Origin of the sequence: Flavobacterium sp. K5-23 (assembly GCF_023278045.1) — a bacterium.
Lineage (GTDB): Bacteria > Bacteroidota > Bacteroidia > Flavobacteriales > Flavobacteriaceae > Flavobacterium.
On record NZ_CP056783.1, the window covers coordinates 998,490 to 1,017,277 of the forward strand.

Genomic DNA, 18,788 nt, shown 5'->3' on the forward strand with positions numbered 1-18,788 from the left:
AAATTATTTAACTCTGAAAGTTACTTTTCTAACTAATCTTCTAGCAAGTTCTGAATCTTTATCAACTGAATTATCTTCGCCAGCGGCAATTACGTTCAGTCTTGAAGCGTCAATATTAGCTTTTATCAAAATGCTTTTCACTTTGTTTGCTCTTGCATTAGATAATTTATCGTTGTAAGCTGTTCTTCCTAATTCGTCAGCATGACCTATGATGTCAATTGAAGCAGTAGGATTGTTTCTCAAATAAGTTAAGATGAAGTCAATTCCTTCTGTCGAAACATTCGTTGGAGTTGATTTATCAAAATCAAAATAAGTAGCAATATAACCACCATTAATTAAAGATGTAATTAATTCGTTATTGCTTAAAACAGAAGACTTATCCGTTTTACTTGTATAGTTTTCCATGATGTATTTTTCTACGTCATCTGGAACATTATTTTTGTTAGCGTCAACTGATTTCCCTTTAGTGTTAACTAAAGCCCCATCAGCAGTGTTTGCCTCTTGATCTAGGTAATCAGCTACACCATCATTATCAGTGTCTAACATTTTATTTTCAATAGCAGCAATTCTATTTTCAATACCGTCTAAACGACCTTCATTGTCAACAGTCCAGTCTGCATGTTTTGCGTTTTTCCCTAAGTAAACTGTAATACCAACAGTTCCGTTGAAAAGTACTCCTGCAAATCCAGGTGTTCCAATTGCGCTTGCACCATCAAAAGTACGGTTTTGTTTAGCATTAAGTATTGTTGTGAAATCTCCAGTTAATGCAACTCTGTTAGATAATTTAATTTGACCTGTTACACCAGCCATGAAATTACCCATTTTGTCTGTTCCAGTACTATTGTCAGATTCTCCAAAACCTAAACCAAATCCAGCATGACCTAATAAACCAAGAGTGTTAGTCCATGTTTCAAAGTTCATTATTCTTCCTAAGTTAGCTACACCTTGTAAATCTGCTCTGTAATATTTAGAGTCAAAACCTACTGAGTTTTCACCTTCTTTAAAGCTGTTGTATCCGAAGTCAGCTTTTAAACCAAATTTGTTGTTAAACATATATCTAACTCCTAGATCAGCTACATAAGCACTTGTTACTGCAGTTCTGTATCCAGCAGTCATAGGTCTCATAGGTTTGTTTAAACCTCCAGCTAATTCAACTGACCATTTGTTATAGTCATTGTTAGTAACTGTTTTTTCAGTCTCTGTTTGAGCACTTACTGTTGTGAATGCCGCAGCAAAAATCAACGATAATATAAGTTTTTTCATAATTTTCTTTTTTATAATTTGTGCAAAATTACGACATATTATTTGATAAGAAATTTCAATCAGTTAATTATATAACAATAGATTGTTATTATATAAATAACCAATCTTTTTCGGTTTTTTAATGGAAATTTCTCAGGTTTTTAACAGATTAATTTAATGGTATGTAATTATTTTTAGGCCATTTTTAATATAAAGGACTTTAAATAATCGTTTTAGAGTCTAATTAGGTTGTGAAAAGGGAAAAAAATTGAGTTTAGTATATTTAAAAAACGGGGAGTGCACCTGCTATTTAAACCTTGTTAATACGTCAGTTATTTTTTCATAAGCTCTGAAGTTTTCATGCACTATCTTATGATTAATCTTTTCATGGGCCCATGTGGTGTGAAACGGAATGTGAGCCGCATGGCCACCGATAGCCAAAACAGGTAAAACATCTGACTTAAGAGAATTTCCAATCATAAAAAACTCATCGGGTCTTATTTCCAGACGTTTGATTAGGTCAGAATAATCAACTTCTTGCTTGTCTGACATTACTTCGATATGGTGAAAATATTTGCCCAGTCCTGAATTGTGTAATTTCCTACGTTGGTCCAATAAATCCCCCTTGGTGGCAACAACTAATTTATATTTACCGTGTAAAGCTTCTAGGGTTTCTTCTACACCTTCCAATAAATGAATTGGTTTTTCAGTTAATTCTTTTCCGTATTGAATGATGCGTTCTATAACTTCAACCGGAATGGTGTTATTGGAAATGGTCATAGCGGCCTCAATCATCGAAAGAATGTAGCCTTTTATTCCATATCCGTACAATTTTAAATTGTCAATTTCAATTTTAAAAAGTTGTTGTGAAATCCCCTGATGTGACAAGTAATCACTCATTAATACACAGAATTTTTCTTCTGTCTCAGCAAAATAAGTTTCATTTACAAATAAGGTGTCGTCAGCATCGAAGGCTATTACTTTTAAATTTTTCATTTTCATTTTTTTAATTTACCAAAGAATTATCTTCTTTCGCTTTGTTAAATATATTTTTGACTGAAAGTGTTTTGGTGAAAAATGTGATTCGGATACCCAAAAGTAAAATTACACCTCCAATAATCATGTTTAAGGTTATTTTTTCATCCAATAATAACCACGCTAATAGAGATGTCAATACGGCCTGACTCAGTAAACTCAATGAAACTCGTGTGGCGCGCATGTGTTGTGTGGCATAGCTAATCGATAACCAAGCCATCAATTGGCATACCACAGCTTGAACAAATAAAACCAACCAACCCATATCTGAAAAACCCGAAAAAGGTTCGTTCATTACTACACATACTACAGCCAGATATACTGTTGAAGCTAGTAGGCTGATAGTCATAAAAGAAAGGACGTCCATTTGAGAAAGCGCTTTTTTACTCACCAATAAATAAATCGAATACAATATCCCAGACAATACGGCTAAAATGAAAGCGTTGTCAAAATTCAACTCCAAGAAAAACTCGAAGCCAACTAACATCGCCATACCAAATAAGGAAACCACGGTTCCTATCCAGAAATTAGTTGCGGGTTTTGTTTTTAAGAAAACATATGAAATAATTCCAACCCAAAGCGGTGACAAATTAGTAAGCAATGAAGCTTGAGTAGCGCTTGATTCCTGAATGGCAATGTTCCAAACTGCAACATCCGAGGCAAATAACACACCACACAAGATGGCAAGTAGTAAGACGCCTGTCTTTGGGAATGCAAACTTTTTTGTGATCAGCACATAGGGTAATAATAAACTAACCGCAATTGCCATTCGGTAAAAAGCCGAAATCAACCCGGGAGTCAATCTAAGTTTAACTAATATAGGGAAAATCGAAATACAAAGTATTCCGAAAGCAAGTGCTAGTCTTGGTTTTGCATTTGTCATTTTGATTGTTTCAGAAGTTTAATTCCACCATTTTTAAGTAATTGGCAACTTATCTGTTTTCGAAAATAACGCTTAATTTTTCTGTGTAAGTATAATTACCGCAAATTCGCAAATTATGTTTTCAATTTAGAAGTGAAATATGCGAATTTGCGGTTTATAATTAATTTATCGTCTCACCATTGGCAACACCATCAGCATCTGGATTTACAAAAACCAGTTTTCCTTCAGCGTTTGTAGCCATTAAGATCATTCCTTGACTTTCCACTCCACGTAAGTTTCTTGGAGCCAAGTTGACTAAAACAGTTACGCGTTTCCCTACGATATCTTCTGGTTTAAAACTTTCAGCTATTCCTGAAACTATCGTGCGAACATCAATACCGGTATCTACTTTCAATATCAAAAGCTTGTTCGCTTTTGGCATTTTTTCTGCTTCCAAGATGGTTCCAACACGCATGTCCATTTTAGAAAAATCATCAAACTGAATCGCTTCTTTTTGTGGTTCGGCCTTTTTGTTTTCGGCAATATTAGCTGTTTTAGTCGCTTCCAGTTTATCAATTTGTTTCTGAATTTCTTCGTCTTCAATTTTGGCAAACAACAATTCAGCTTCCCCTATTTGGTGACTAGCTGGAAGTAAGTCTGAAGTTTCTGAAATCGTACTCCAGTTCAACGGACTTTCGATTTTCAATATTCTTGATAATTTGGTTGCAGTAAAAGGCAAGAAAGGTTCGCAAAGCGCACTCAATGCTGCGGCAATTTGAAGTGCAACGTACATTTGTGTTTGTACACGACCTTCATCCGTTTTTATCATTTTCCAAGGCTCTTCGTCGGCCAAATATTTATTTCCTAAACGAGCTACATTCATCATTTCGCCCAAAGCTTCTCTAAATCTATAACGTTCTACAGAACTTGAAATAACTGCTGGATACGCTTTTAATTCCGTTAAAGTAGCTTCATCCACACCAGATAATGTGTTTGGACTTGGAACAATTCCGTTGTAATATTTATTGGTTAAAACCACTACTCGGTTAATGAAATTTCCGTAAATAGCAACCAATTCATTATTGTTTCTCGCTTGAAAATCTTTCCAAGTAAAGTCGTTGTCTTTCGTTTCTGGCGCATTCGAAGTCAAAGCATAACGCAAAACATCTTGCTGATTTGGGAATTCTTCCAAATATTCGTGCAGCCAAACTGCCCAATTTTTAGAAGTAGATAATTTATTTCCCTCCAAGTTCAAGAACTCATTTGCAGGCACATTGTCAGGCAAAATATAGCTTCCTTCGGCTTTCAACATCGCAGGGAAAATGATACAATGAAAAACAATATTGTCTTTCCCTATGAAGTGAACCAACTTGGTATCCTGATCTTTCCAGTACGGTTCCCATTCTTTTCCTTCGCGCAAAGCCCATTCTTTGGTAGCTGAGATGTATCCAATAGGTGCATCAAACCACACATATAATTTCTTTCCTTCGGCACCAGCAACAGGAACATCAATTCCCCAGTCCAAGTCACGAGTTACCGCACGAGGCTCTAGTCCGCCGTCAATCCAAGATTTAACTTGTCCGTAAACATTAGGTTTCCAGTCGTTTTTATGTCCTACAAGAATCCACTCTTTCAAGAAATCTTCGTAACGATCCAAAGGTAAAAACCAGTGTTTCGTTGATTTCATAATTGGAGTATCTCCCGTGATTGTTGATTTTGGGTTAATTAAATCAGTAGCGTTCAAGGTAGAACCACATTTTTCGCATTGGTCACCGTATGCTTCTTCGTTACCACATTTCGGGCAAGTTCCTATGACAAAACGGTCTGCCAAGAATTGATCTGCTTTCGCATCATACAATTGCTCAGTAACTTGTTCTATAAAGTCTCCTTTTTCATATAATTTCTTAAAGAATTCCGATGCAGTATCGTGATGAATCTTTGCCGAAGTTCTAGAATAATTGTCAAACGAAATTCCAAAATCCAAGAACGATTTACGAATAATACCATCGTATTTATCAATTACTTCCTGAGGTGTAATACCTTCTTTCTTGGCTTTCATAGAAATAGCCACACCGTGCTCGTCGCTTCCGCAAACAAATAAAACGTCTCTTCCTTGCAATCTCAGGTAACGTGAATAAATATCGGATGGCACGTAAACACCCGCCAAATGGCCAATGTGAATTGGTCCGTTCGTGTAAGGCAATGCCGCCGTAATCGTATATCTTTTTGGATTCTGTATCATGATTCAATTTTATTGGCTGCAAAAATAAGGAATAGAATTTTATTTGAAGCTATTTAGCTCCGCTGAATCTTCGATGTCCCGCTATACGTTGCAAATATATTCACTGAACTCCGCAGAGAATAAAAGCTACGTGAAGTAATCTTTTACTTTTTAAAGGAAAAAGTAAAAGGATTTTTACTCCAAACGAAGTTCACTGAACTCCGATGAAAATAGAAATTAAGTGAAGTAATCGGGGCTATTAAACTCCAGTTATGAGGTTGTTTTTTATGTAAATAATTACTTATATTTGGTAAAAAACCAAATGAAAAGAAACTTTGTTTTTGTACTTACTACAATAAGTTTCGCTGCATTTTCACAAGAAAAAACAAACCCAGTTGTGTTTTTAGACCTAAATGTAGGCTATGCTTGGGGAGGTTCAAGTGGCTTTATAAACGGAACTTCTCTCAATTATCAAGTGAAAGATAATTTATTCACTATCAGAACAACACAACTTATTGATTCCAATTTAGATGTAATATCCCCATATTTGCCGCTTCCTGTTTTTGAAGTTAAAGAAACTGTAATGGAATATGGCTTGTTGTATGGGAAAAGATATGTTTATGACAGCAAATCCTTGAGTTTTTCGGCAGGTATTGCATTAGTTGAAAGACAATTGTGTTCAAATGTAGAGGGTGTAAGTAGTGCATTTTCAGATAAAACAAATTCAATTGGTTTCCCATTTGAGGTTAATATAAAATGGTTCAAATCGATGAAGGATAAATATAGAATTTATGGTATTGTTCCCGTTGGTAAGGCTACAAGTTTTGGTAATAGTATTGGTTTTAAACTAATAGGCAATATTTCTAAAACTTCCTATGTGGGAATTCAACTTTCGTTTGGATTAGGATTACATAAGGCGTATTCAAAGAGTTGATTTTTCATCGAAACACATAAAAAAGTAAAGATGCGTTTTTAATCTGGCTTTGGTTTATCTTTGTAACGCAATCAATGAAGAAAACATTATGGCAAAAGGACCCGAAAAAAATACTAAAAACAAGGCTTTACATACCAAATTGCTAAATAGAAAAAAGGCGAAACTTCAAGAAGAAAAAAAAGAAAAAGCACTACGATTGAAAGCTTTGGTCACCAAAATGAACCAACAAAAAAATAATAGTGAACCTGATACACAATAAATACCAGAGTTTAATCATCTGCGTATATCTGTGAAATCTGCGTGAAAAATTATTGCACACAGATTTTGCAATTTTCCGCGGATCATAATATATATTTGAATTAATAAGTGTTTACTTCAAGAAAAAAAGCACTCCGATTAAAAGCTTTGGTTACCAAAATGAACCAGCAAAAGAATAATAGTGAACCAGATGCACGATAATTTTCAGGGTTTAATCATCTGCGTATATCTGTGAAATCTGCGTGAAAAATTATTGCACACAGATTTTGCAATTTTCCGCAGATCATAATATATATATGATTTAATAAGTGTGATATAATTTTACCTGCTTCTTCATTTTTATAAGCAAAAAAAAAAACATTTCCATTCTTCGCTATTTTACCCGAAATTTGCAATCAATTCATTAAACAAATATCCAAATGGAATTCGGTAAAATAATTATTTCAGAAACTGCTGCAGCTAGTGAAAGTCCACAAGACATAATCAACTCAAATATTTCGGTAATCAACTTAATGCGTGAAGAAAAAATTGATGACGATTTGATTCACGAAGATGCAATGATGAGTTATTACTTGGATTATTATACAGCCCAATGTACTGAAGGTAATTTTGCGCAATTTGTATACAATTCCCGTTGGGACTCAGAATTAAACGAATTGGTAGAAGAAGGTTTGGCTTTGATTGGTGCTGAGAAACACTTAGAATTCTTTCAACAACAAAGCAAGAAAACCAAATTAATGAGCAGTGTAAAGCGAGATAAATTCTTGAAAGGAAAGTTAGAAGGCGTAAATCCAACAAGAGATATCTTAAACGCACAGTCATTTGCAGCAATAGAAGAAGATTTAGTGAGTTTGAACGCAAATTTTTTAAAATCACACCCAGATACTGAGGTACTTTCGGTAGACGATATGTTTGCTGTTTTGGAGGAATTTGTGGGTCACGAGATTAAAAGAGCTTAGGCCGAGTCAATAGGAGCAAGTCGAAAGTTTTAAAGTTGTTTTGTATTGCACTCAGTTGTTATTTCAGCATATATTATATCTAAATAAAGATATGACAAAATTACGTTATCTCTTTGCTTTTGACTTTAGGACTTTTGACTTTAGACTTTTGGTTAAACTTTGTCCCGTTTCTATCAAACATTTCCTTAAATTTGCTTCCATTATATAAAAAGTAGAGTTATAAAAATCAAGCTATGTTACAAATTACATTTATTAGAGAGAATCAGGAACAAGTAATCAAGGCTTTGGCAAAAAGAAATATGGATGCCACTAGTGTTGTTGAAGAAGTCGTACAACTGGACGAAAAACGTCGTTCTACACAAGTAGAATTAGACAATATCTTAGCTGAATCTAATAAATTATCCAAAGACATTGGAGGCTTGATGAAAAGCGGTGAGAAATCAAAAGCCGCTATTCTTAAAGAAAAAACAGTCCTTTTGAAAGAGAAAAGCAAGAAATTAGCCGAAGAAGCGGATGTAATTGCTGCTGAACTTTTGGAAAAATTATATACATTACCTAACCTTCCAGCTGATATTGTTCCAGTAGGGAAAACACCTGAGGAAAACCTAAACGTTTTTGAAGAAGGTGAAATTCCAGTTTTACATGAAGGTGCTCAACCGCATTGGGAATTGGTGAAAAAATACGATATCATCGATTTCGAATTAGGAGTAAAAATCACAGGAGCAGGATTTCCAGTTTATAAAGGAAAAGGGGCAAGATTACAACGTGCCTTGATCAATTATTTCTTGGATAAAAATACGGCTGCAGGTTACAATGAAGTTCAGGTGCCTCATTTTGTAAACGAAGCTTCAGCTTATGGAACAGGTCAATTACCAGACAAAGAAGGACAAATGTACCACGATGCTACAGATGATTTATACTTAATACCTACGGCTGAGGTTCCGGTGACGAATTTGTTTCGTGATGTAATCTTATCTGAAAGTGAGTTGCCGGTTTTAACCACGGCTTACACACCATGTTTCCGTAGAGAAGCTGGTTCTTATGGTGCTCATGTACGCGGATTAAACCGTTTGCACCAATTTGACAAAGTGGAAATTGTACGTGTGGAACATCCAGACAACTCTTATAAAGCGCTTGACGGAATGGTGGAGCACGTAAAAGAAATTCTAAACGAATTGAAATTGCCATATAGGATATTACGTCTTTGCGGTGGTGATATGGGTTTCACATCAGCATTAACGTATGATTTTGAAGTTTTTTCTACTGCGCAAGACCGTTGGTTAGAAATCTCTTCTGTTTCTAACTTCGAGACTTTTCAAGCAAATCGTTTGAAATTGCGTTTCAAAGACAAAGAAGGTAAAAATCAATTGGCACACACTCTAAACGGAAGTGCTTTAGCATTACCTAGAGTATTAGCAGGAATATTAGAAAATTACCAAACTCCAGAAGGAATTGTAATACCAGATGTATTGCGTCCATACTGTGGATTTGATATTATTGACTAACTAGTGTTCAGTCCTCAGTGATCGGTGTTCAGTTTGCTTTTATAACAACACACCGTTTTGTAAACTGAACACTGAATACTGAACACTTTTTAAATGAAGAAATATTTTCTACATATCACTCTGTTTTTTTCATTGGTTTGTTTTTCTCAAAACGAGCAATTGGCACAATATTTCTATGACAAAGGTGATTTTGAAAAAGCACTAGTCAGCTATGAGGAATTACTCGTGGCGCTTCCGTCTAATACGCAGTATTTTCTAAGAACCATTGAGTGTTACCAACAACTTCAGAAATTTGATTTGGCCGAAAAAGCGATTCAATCTCGATTAGATAAATACAAGCAGGGGAATCTTCTGGTGGAATTGGGATACAATTTTCAATTGCGAAAGGATGATGTCAAGGCTAAGGTTTATTATGATCAAGCATTGGATAAAATCAATAAAAATCCAAATGAAGTGTATGGCATTTCCAATTCTTTTGAGAGAAAGGTATTGTTGGAATACGCCTTAAAAGCCTATCAAACCGCAACCAAATTAGAACCAAATTTTAATTTCAATTATCAAATTGGTCTTCTATATGGTCAATTAGGAAATTCGGCGATGATGATAGCTACTTTTCTGGATGAAGCTTTTGCAAATCCTCAAAATTCAATTCTGATTCAAAATCAACTGTCTCGTTTTATGACTGATGAAGGCGATTCCGGGTTTAATGAAACCTTGCGCAAGGAATTAATTGTTAGGGTTCAGAAGAATCAGGATCTTTTTTGGAACCGCTATTTAAGTTGGTTTTACGTACAGCAAAAAGAATTTTCTAAAGCCTTTATTCAAGAAAAAGCAATCTATAGACGCAATCCGGAATCGTTGTCTAACATTGTGAATCTGGCACAGCTTGCTATCGAAGAAGAAGAAGCTGATGTTGCTGTTTCCATTCTTGGTTTTGTTCTGGAAAACACGAATGATTTGGAGCTACTTATTCAAGCACAAACCTATTTGATTAAAATAAAAATCGAAAAGGCGCAGGAAAAAGAATATGCTGCTATCAATACGGAAATACAAGCTTTGTTAACAACCTATGAAATAAGCCATTTTACCTTACCTTTGCAGTTGATACAAGCGCATTTTGTGGCTTTTAATCTAAAGCAACCCGAGCAAGGAAAAGCGATAGTAAAAAAAGCGCTCGAACTGCACTTGAATGAGTATGAAGTGGCGCAAGCCAAAATGGAATTGGCTGATATTCTTTTATTCGAAGAAAAATTCAATCAGGCGCTGATTTATTATTCGCAGATAGAATTAGATTTAAAGAACGATGTGGTGGGTCACGAAGCGAGTTTAAAAGCGGCCAAAACGAGTTATTTCAAGACTGATTTCGAATGGGCATTGAAACAATTTAAGGTGTTGAAATCGGCAAATACGCTATTGATTGCTAACGATGCCTTAGAATATTTTCTTTTGATAAATGACAATACGGTTGCTGATTCTACCCAAACGGCTTTGAAGGAATTTGCAAAGGGGGATTATCTTTTATATCAAAACCGAATTAAAGAGGCAACAACCCAGTTTCAATCGATTTTGAAAAATTATAAAGGACAGGAAATAGAAGCAATAACTTTATTACGACTGGGTAAAATATATGAAAAAACAGTCGATTATAATTTGGCTTTAAGCCAATACCAAGCGATTATAGACAACCATAATGAAGGGATTTATATGGATGAAGCTTTGTATTTTTCGGCAGAGATTTATAATAAAAAATTAATTATGCCTGAAAAGGCCAAACCACTTTACGAGAAAATACTTTTCAATTATCAGGACAGTATTTATTTTGTGGATGCCAGAGTAAAATTCAGGCAATTAAGGGGAGACACTAATTTATAATTCAAGAACAAGGATTTTGACCTAAAAACCAAGACCTAAAACCTAAAACTAATAATGATAATATACAACGTAACGATAAACATACACGAAAGCGTTCACGATCAGTGGATGATATGGATGCAACACAAGCACATTCCTGAAATTCTGGCTACAGGAAAATTTTCTTCTGCTAGATTAGTTCGTGTTTTGATAGAAGAAGAAATGGGAGGAGTGACTTATTCAGTGCAATACACTACTGACAGTAAAGAAACTTTAGAGAAATACTATCAAGAAGACGCACCTGCTTTTCGTGAAGAAGGAACAAAATTATTTGGGGATAAAATGCTCGCTTTTAGAACGGAGTTGGAATTGATTTCTGAACACTAGTTTTTAGTGATCAGTGTACAGTAATCAGTGTTCAGTTTTGGTTAGTACATCAAATAGGTATTAAAAGTATATATTTTAGAATTAGCATAGGCTTCCTCTAATTTAAAAAATAGTTTAATGGAATAAGTATTGAGTTGGTCAACTTTAAACTTGGAACTTTAAACTTTAAACACAAAAAATGGAAAAAGTAAAAGCAAAAAAACACCTCGGTCAACATTTCTTAAAAGACGAGAGTATTGCAAAAGATATCGCAGATACATTGAACTTAGAAGGTTATGACGATGTGTTAGAAATAGGCCCAGGAATGGGAGTATTAACAAAGTATTTGTTAGACAAGCCTATCAATACGTATGTAATTGAAATCGATGAAGAATCAGTTACGTACTTAGACGAGAATTACCCAAAATTAAAAGATAAAATCATTTCTAAGGATTTCCTGAGATATGACATCAACGAGACTTTTCAAGGAAAGCAGTTTGCCATCATTGGAAACTTTCCTTATAACATTTCGACACAAATTGTTTTTAGAACATTAGAATACCGCGATCAGATACCTGAATTTGCGGGAATGTTCCAGAAAGAGGTGGCACAACGTATTTGTGAAAAAAAGGGAACGAAAGCTTACGGAATTTTATCTGTTTTAGTTCAGGCTTTTTATGATGCGGAGTATTTATTTACAGTGGATGAAAACGTATTTATTCCACCTCCAAAAGTAAAATCGGGTGTGTTGCGCTTGCGTAGAAAAGCTGATTATTCATTGCCTTGTGGTGAAAAACTATTCTTTACTGTCGTAAAAACTGCTTTTCAACAACGTCGTAAAACACTTCGTAATAGTTTGAAAACCCTGAATCTATCTGATGAACTTAGAGCAGATGAAGTTTTTAATCTTCGCCCGGAGCAACTAAATGTAGCCGAATTTATTGAACTTACTAAAAAAATAGAAGCCGATGGAATTTAAAATCAATAAAGACTTAATACTCGAATTAGAGCAACACATTGTCAATAAGAACGATAAGGAATTAGAACGCCTTCTTAGTGACGTGCATCACGCCGATATTGCCGAGATTCTGGACGAACTTGATTTTGACGAGGCAACCTATATATTTAAAGTATTAGATTCTGAAAAAACTTCCGAAATCCTTCTTGAATTAGAAGACGATTTAAGGGAAAATATCTTAAAAAGACTTTCTGCTAAAGAGATTGCAGAAGAGCTTGATGAGCTGAATACGGATGATGCGGCGGATATTATCGCCGAACTTTCCCAGGCCAAAAAAGAAGAGGTAATCTCTGAGCTGGACGATTTAGAACACGCAAAGGACATTATTGACCTTTTGCGTTATGCTGAGGACAGCGCAGGTGGTTTGATGGGGAAAGAGCTTGTGAAAGTCAATGAAAACTGGAGCGTGCTTACTTGCGTTAAAGAAATGCGTGCCCAGGCCGAAAATGTTTCGCGTGTGCATTCCATCTATGTAGTGGATGACGAAAACAGATTAAAAGGAAGATTGTCTCTAAAAGATTTATTGACCACTTCGACTAAAACGCAAATTGGCGAAATCTATATCAAGAAAGTAACCTCTGTTAATGTCGATGCCGAAGATGTTGAGGTAGCTAGGATTATGCAAAAGTATGACTTGGAAGCAATACCGGTTGTTGATGCTATGGGACGATTAGTAGGACGTATCACCATTGATGATATTATTGATGTGATCAGGGATGAAGCTGACAAGGATTACCAGTTGGCAGCGGGTATCTCAAATGATGTTGAAGCGGATGATAGCATTCTGGAATTGTCAAAAGCACGTTTGCCTTGGTTGGTTCTCGCACTTTTGGGAGGTTTTATAACCGTAAGAGTATTGGGTTTATTTGAAGGAGCCATGGCTTTACACGGAAACTTATTCTTTTTTACACCACTTATTGCTGCAATGGCAGGAAATGTTGGAGTACAATCTTCGGCAATTATAGTTCAAGGTTTGGCTAACAATACCTTGAGCGGTTCTTTGTTTAACCGTCTTATTAAGGAAGTTGCATTAAGTTTGTTTAACGGAGCCATTCTAGCTAGCATCTTGTTTTTAGGAAGTTATTTCCTTTTGGACGAGCCGCCTATTATGGGTTTTGTAATTACGAGCGCATTAGTATCGGTGATTATCATTGCATCGCTAATAGGGACATTTGTACCCTTGCTGCTTGATAAGTTTGGGATTGACCCCGCACTGGCAACAGGACCATTTATAACGACAAGTAATGATATTTGTGGAATTCTAATCTATTTTTCTATTGCACAACTAATTTTAGGGTTTTAATCTTAAAATTCGAATAAAACTATAACAACCAACTAACTACGAACCAAGATGAATATTCACATTATAGGAGGCGGAAACCTTGGAGCTTCAGTAGCCACAGGAATTGCAAAATTCTCCAGCAACCATAGTATTACGGTAACGAGAAGGAATACTTCCAAAATCAAACATTTAGAAGAACTCGGAATCATCTTGTCTACTGATAATTGCCACAATATTCAGGAAGCCGACATTGTGATATTGACCATAAAACCCTATCAAGTAGATTTAGTTCTTGCCGAAATTCTTCCTGCAATCACTAATAAAATTGTTGCTTCGGCAGTGAGTGGATTGTCTATAGAATCACTTCAAAGCAAAATAGGAGACACGAACCAAGCCATTCGCATTATGCCAAATATTGCGGCACAGTTTGGAGAATCCGCAACGTGTATTTCGTTTCAAGAAAAAAATGCGCTTCAAGGGCGAAAATTAGTAACCTTGTTTCAAGATTTAGGAACAGCGCCTATCATTGACGAAAAATTAATGGATGCTGCCACAGTTCTTGCCGCAAGCGGAACCGCATTTGCTTTGCGTTACATTCGCGCCTCTATGCAAGCCGGAATCGAGATAGGTTTCGACTGGCAAACGGCCTTGGCAATATCAGCACAAACCGTAAAAGGTGCTGCCGAAATGCTAATGGAAGAACAAGTGCATCCAGAACAATTAATCGATCGCGTGACCACGCCACAAGGATGTACCATTGCGGGATTGAACGAAATGGAAATGCACGGATTCAGCGCGTCATTAATACGCGGAATCAAAACTTCTCTAAAACAAATCAAGGGATAATAATTAAATTTTTTTGGGCATTCCCCGCCAAAAAAAGGCGGGTCGGGCTGTCCGCTATATCCACGCAAAAAAATGCGTGGGATGCCGCTTCCATCCCTAATGCGAGCCCTCGTTCAACCTCTTTATATTAAGCGTTTTTTTGTCATTTCGACCAAAGGGAGAAATCACATAACAAGAGCAAATAATGTGATTTACTTCGTCTGTTCGCTAACGCTCGAGTCTCCTTCGTCGTAATTGTAAAGGTTACTTAATAATGCGAATCAAGGGTTCGAATGTGCCGTTAGGCACTAAACATTGGTAGAAAATATGAATTGGAACGAGTTTAGCGTGCCGTAGGTACGCAACAAAACGATAGGTGTTGCGTGCCTACGGCACGCTAATAAATTTTGAGCTAATTACTACCGATAATTATTGCCTAACGGCACAAAATACAATCTTTTAACCCTTGATCGCATTAATAACTTTGGAAAACTAAAAACCACTATTTTAAACAATAACAACAATACAAATGAAACCACTTATTAAATTAATGACATTAACATTTTTACTTTCAGGATTAGTTTACGCTGGACTTTTGGCGGGTTTTGATTATTCAGAAGGCAGTGAATTTAAATTATGGAAATTCATTTTTAATGCTTGTTTTTTTGGTTTGTTTATGGCTTTAATGGCTAGGTATAATTATAAAAAGCAAAATAAAAAAAAGGAGATTTCAATATCCTAAATTGTAAAATCCAAATGTGTAACTTTGAGCAACATTAAAATTAAAAGCAAAATGTTGAAACCAGAAAACATTAAAATTCTACACATCGATAGCAACAACCCAATAATGTGGGAACAATTGCAAGGACTGGGTTTTGTGAACCACGAAGATTTTACTTCTTCCAAAGAAGAAATCGAAGCCAAAATCCAGGATTATCAAGGCATCGTTATTCGTAGCCGTTTTAATATCGATAAAGCATTCTTGGATAAAGCGACTAATCTACAATTCATAGCACGCGTTGGAGCGGGGCTGGAAAGCATCGATTGCGATTATGCGTTGTCCAAAAACATCGAACTCATCGCGGCACCCGAAGGAAACAAGAACGCCGTTGCCGAACATACTTTAGGAATGATTCTGTCGCTTTTCAATAAACTAAACACGGCTGATAGCGAAATAAAATCAGGGCAATGGAATCGGGAAAGCAACCGCGGACACGAACTTGATGGCAAGACCGTCGGGATTATAGGTTATGGAAATATGGGAAAATCATTTGCAAGGAAACTGCGCGGTTTTGATGTAAAGGTGATTTGCTATGATATTCAGGAAGGAGTAGGTGATGTCAATGCGACTCAAGTTACTCTTGAAGAACTACAATTAAATACTGATGTGCTGAGTTTACACATTCCTTGGACACCAGAAACCAATAAAATGGTGGATAAGCCCTTTATCGATGCGTTTGCGAAGCCTTTTTGGATAATAAACACCTCAAGAGGTAAAAATATTGAAACTGCTGATTTGGTAGCCGCTATGCAATTCGGCAAAGTGTTGGGTGCTGGGTTAGATGTTTTGGAATATGAGAAATTATCTTTTGAAACTCTTTTTCAGGATGAGAACACTCCGGAAGCTTTCCAGTTTTTACTGGAAGCTAAAAACGTCATTTTAACCCCTCACGTTGCAGGCTGGACATTTGAAAGTCACGAGAGACTAGCTCAGGTGATCGTAGATAAAATAAAAGCGAAATATTTTGGTCAGCCAAAGACGGATTCAGTAGAGAAAAGAGTAACAGGAATTGGAGGCATTTTCTTTAAATCTAAAAACTCCAAAGAATTAGTCGCTTGGTACGGAAAACACCTTGGTTTTAAAACCGATGATTACGGTTCGACCTTTTGGTGGAAAGACAACAACGGCGCCGACTGCTCTACGCAATGGTCCCCGTTTGCAGAGGATACGAATTATTTTGCGCCAAGCGAAAAACAATTTATGCAAAATTTCAGGGTCGCAAATTTAGAAAAATTATTGCGTCAGCTGGAAGAGGAAGGGGTAACGATTGTTGGGGAAATGGAGACTTTTGAATACGGTAGCTTTGGTTGGATTTTAGACCCAGAAGGAAATAAAATTGAACTTTGGGAACCTATCGATAGCGTTTTTAAATAAAATTTCATAAATTTAAGTATCGTAAATCTATAAAAGTAAGCTTTCTATGGAAAACTCAAAACACGAATATTGGAATGATCCTCAGCCTGTTCAACAGGACAATAAAAAATTGGCTGCGGGATTACTGGCTATAATTTTGGCTCCTTTTGGGATTCATAAATTTCTATTGGGATATACCACCGAAGGGATAATATGGTTAGTAATGAGCCTTTTTACTTGCGGGATGCTTACAGGTATATTAGGGATTATAGAAGGAATAATTTATTTGACAAAATCCGATCAGGAATTTTACAATACGTATCAGCTTAATAAAAAAGGCTGGTTTTAAACATAAAAAAGTCTCGACATTGTCGAGACTTTTTTATGTTTATTTGTTTTTAGAAAAGGAAATTTAGTCCTCTTTTTCGGCAAGCTTTCGTTCTAGCTCCGCTTGAAATTCTTCCATTACCGGTTTCATAGTACTTTCAGGAATATCAGCTATTCGAATATACATTAAACCATCGACAGCATTATTGAATAAAGGGTCAACGTTAAAAGCAACTACTCTTGCGTTTTGTTTGATGTATTTTTTAATCAAAACTGGCAGTCGTAAACTTCCTGGCTCCAGTTCGTCAATAATTTTATCAAACTTGTTTAAGTCGGCTTCCGTTTCATTAAAGATGAAATCTTTGTCGGCATCTTTTAGTTTTACTTTATAGGCCTTTTTAGGGTGTATGTATTGTGCTATATAAGGGTCGTAATAATTCGATTTCATAAATTCAATCATCAAAGATTTAGAAAAATCCGAAAATTGATTGCTGATACTTACGCCACCAAGCAGGAATTTATGTTCTGGAAAACGCAATGTGGTGTGAATGATCCCTTTCCAAAGAAGGAAAAGAGGCATTGGTTTTTGTTGGTACTCCTTAATGATAAATGCTCTACCCATTTCAATGGATTTGTGCATCATATCGTGTAATTCAGGTTCGAATCTAAATAATTCATTCAAATAAAATCCTTCAATTCCGTGAGCAGGATAAATTTCAGAACCCAATCCCATTCTATAGGCACCGGCAATTTTTTGGGCTTCCTCATCCCATAAAAAGAGGTGGTGGTAATATTGATCAAATTTGTCTAAATCGATAGATTCATTCGTTCCTTCACCTACTTCTCTAAAAGTAATTTCACGCAGTCGTCCTATTTCGTGAAGGATGTTTGGGATTTTCCCCGCTTCAGCAAAAAATACTTCGTAATTTTTACTTTGCAACAATCTGCAATCTGCACTTCTTAATGCATCTACTTCAGCAATCATTTTCTCACCGTTTGCTGGATTTGCTATTTCCTTTGGGCTTCTTGTAATTTTTAATGTTGGGGGAGTCAATAGTGGTTTGCTTTCCTTTTCAAAAGGATTTGCAAGCATATATGTTTTCTTTCTTAAGAACTCTGAGTATTCTTCGATCGATTTGTACTCATTCTGTTCGTTTACAGAAATAGGCTTCCCAACTCTTACTTTTATCACACGATGTTTCTGGCTAAATACTTCAGATGGAAGTTTTGCTGTTCTAAAAGTCCCGCTGATTTTTGAAAGCAGGTAGAAAAAGCGACTGTTTTTTGCATGGAAATAAATGGGCACAACAGGAACCTGAGCTTTTCGGATTACCTTCATAGCACCTTCTTCCCATGGTTTGTCAACCATTAATTTTCCGTCTTTATAAGAGGACACCTCACCTGCGGGAAACATACCTAATGGTTTTCCGTCACTTAAATGGCGTAGCGTTTCCTTGATTCCCACCACACTGGACTTGGCATCTTTGTGGTTTTCAAAAGGATTAACCGGCATAATATATTTTTTAAGAGGCTCAATTCGATGCAACAAGAAATTGGCTATAATTTTGAAATTTGGTTCTCTTTCAAGCATTAATTTCAATAATAAAACCCCGTCAATTCCTCCCAATGGGTGGTTTGAAACGGTGATATAGGCACCTTCTTTTGGTAATCGTTTTAAATCTTCTTCTGGAATTTCAAACTTTATCTGTAGATCATTCAAAATACCATTTAAAAAATCAACATCCTGAAGGTGTTTGTTTCTATTGTATACTTTGTTTAATGTAGAAATCTTAAGCATTTTCATTAATAACCATCCGGAAAAGGTACCGAACACTCCGTATTTCTCAGCATTTATTGCTTTTGCAACTTCTTTAGCGGTTACTAAACCCATTTATTTTCTATTTTTTGAGCGAAAAACAAAGATAGAAAAAAACTCCATTATCCGACTATTACTATATTTGATTTTCTT

General features: G+C 35.9%; 16 protein-coding genes and 1 pseudogene. 12 read left to right on the top strand and 5 right to left on the bottom strand.

Annotated features, from left to right (window positions below; translation table 11 throughout):
- Nucleotides 1–3 precede the first annotated feature (3 nt).
- The 4 genes from FLAK523_RS04460 to metG all read right to left on the bottom strand — a co-directional run bounded on the left by FLAK523_RS04460 (nt 4) and on the right by metG (nt 5,381).
- Nucleotides 4–1,263 (bottom strand): OmpA family protein, encoded by a 1,260-nt coding sequence (locus FLAK523_RS04460; RefSeq protein ID WP_248906940.1) that lies wholly within the window; start codon nt 1,261–1,263, stop codon nt 4–6.
- A gap of 285 nt (nt 1,264–1,548) precedes the next feature.
- Nucleotides 1,549–2,238: an HAD family hydrolase gene (locus FLAK523_RS04465; RefSeq protein WP_248906942.1), complete on the bottom strand. Its 690-nt coding sequence runs from the start codon at nt 2,236–2,238 to the stop codon at nt 1,549–1,551.
- Between the two features lie 10 nt (nt 2,239–2,248).
- Nucleotides 2,249–3,160: a DMT family transporter gene (locus FLAK523_RS04470; RefSeq protein WP_248906944.1), complete on the bottom strand. Its 912-nt coding sequence runs from the start codon at nt 3,158–3,160 to the stop codon at nt 2,249–2,251.
- Between the two features lie 160 nt (nt 3,161–3,320).
- Entirely contained in the window at nt 3,321–5,381 is a 2,061-nt protein-coding gene (gene metG, locus FLAK523_RS04475; RefSeq protein WP_248906946.1) for a methionine--tRNA ligase, read from the bottom strand.
- Nucleotides 5,382–5,682: 301 nt separating this feature from the next.
- Between metG and FLAK523_RS04480 the strand changes: the two genes are divergently transcribed.
- From FLAK523_RS04480 to FLAK523_RS04530, 12 genes and pseudogenes are all read left to right on the top strand, one after another.
- Nucleotides 5,683–6,294 (top strand): hypothetical protein, encoded by a 612-nt coding sequence (locus tag FLAK523_RS04480; RefSeq protein ID WP_248906948.1) that lies wholly within the window; start codon nt 5,683–5,685, stop codon nt 6,292–6,294.
- Between the two features lie 677 nt (nt 6,295–6,971).
- The gene (locus tag FLAK523_RS04485) at nt 6,972–7,511 is read left to right on the top strand and encodes a hypothetical protein (protein WP_248906949.1); all 540 of its coding nucleotides are present in this window, start codon (nt 6,972–6,974) and stop codon (nt 7,509–7,511) included.
- 233 nt (nt 7,512–7,744) lie between these two features.
- Nucleotides 7,745–9,016 carry a serine--tRNA ligase gene (serS, locus tag FLAK523_RS04490; RefSeq protein ID WP_248906951.1) on the top strand — a complete coding sequence of 424 codons (1,272 nt, stop codon included), beginning with the start codon at nt 7,745–7,747 and terminating at the stop codon, nt 9,014–9,016.
- Nucleotides 9,017–9,109: 93 nt separating this feature from the next.
- Entirely contained in the window at nt 9,110–10,888 is a 1,779-nt protein-coding gene (locus tag FLAK523_RS04495) for a tetratricopeptide repeat protein (protein WP_248906953.1), read from the top strand.
- A gap of 54 nt (nt 10,889–10,942) precedes the next feature.
- Nucleotides 10,943–11,254, top strand: coding sequence for a DUF4286 family protein (locus tag FLAK523_RS04500; RefSeq protein ID WP_248906955.1), 312 nt, complete (start codon nt 10,943–10,945; stop codon nt 11,252–11,254).
- 178 nt (nt 11,255–11,432) lie between these two features.
- Complete coding sequence (rsmA, locus tag FLAK523_RS04505) at nt 11,433–12,212, top strand: 16S rRNA (adenine(1518)-N(6)/adenine(1519)-N(6))-dimethyltransferase RsmA (RefSeq protein WP_248906957.1); 780 nt, start codon at nt 11,433–11,435, stop codon at nt 12,210–12,212.
- A complete protein-coding gene (gene mgtE, locus FLAK523_RS04510; RefSeq protein WP_248906959.1) occupies nt 12,202–13,554 on the top strand; it encodes a magnesium transporter in 1,353 nt (450 codons plus the stop codon). The genes rsmA and mgtE overlap by 11 nt, the downstream gene beginning before the upstream one ends.
- Before the next feature lie 48 nt (nt 13,555–13,602).
- Entirely contained in the window at nt 13,603–14,379 is a 777-nt protein-coding gene (proC, locus tag FLAK523_RS04515; protein ID WP_248906961.1) for a pyrroline-5-carboxylate reductase, read from the top strand.
- 508 nt (nt 14,380–14,887) lie between these two features.
- Nucleotides 14,888–15,100 (top strand): hypothetical protein, encoded by a 213-nt coding sequence (locus FLAK523_RS04520; RefSeq protein ID WP_248906963.1) that lies wholly within the window; start codon nt 14,888–14,890, stop codon nt 15,098–15,100.
- A gap of 51 nt (nt 15,101–15,151) precedes the next feature.
- Nucleotides 15,152–16,096: pseudogene (locus FLAK523_RS04525) on the top strand (2-hydroxyacid dehydrogenase); the annotation flags it as partial.
- Nucleotides 16,073–16,513, top strand: coding sequence for a VOC family protein (locus FLAK523_RS15265; RefSeq protein WP_368670300.1), 441 nt, complete (start codon nt 16,073–16,075; stop codon nt 16,511–16,513). The pseudogene FLAK523_RS04525 and the gene FLAK523_RS15265, both read left to right, overlap by 24 nt.
- 46 nt (nt 16,514–16,559) lie before the next feature.
- Nucleotides 16,560–16,841, top strand: a complete 282-nt coding sequence (locus tag FLAK523_RS04530; RefSeq protein WP_248906964.1) for a TM2 domain-containing protein — start codon at nt 16,560–16,562, stop codon at nt 16,839–16,841.
- Between the two features lie 63 nt (nt 16,842–16,904).
- Here the strand turns inward: FLAK523_RS04530 and FLAK523_RS04535 are convergent, their stop codons facing one another.
- Nucleotides 16,905–18,710: a lysophospholipid acyltransferase family protein gene (locus FLAK523_RS04535; protein WP_248906967.1), complete on the bottom strand. Its 1,806-nt coding sequence runs from the start codon at nt 18,708–18,710 to the stop codon at nt 16,905–16,907.
- Nucleotides 18,711–18,788: the final 78 nt, after the last annotated feature.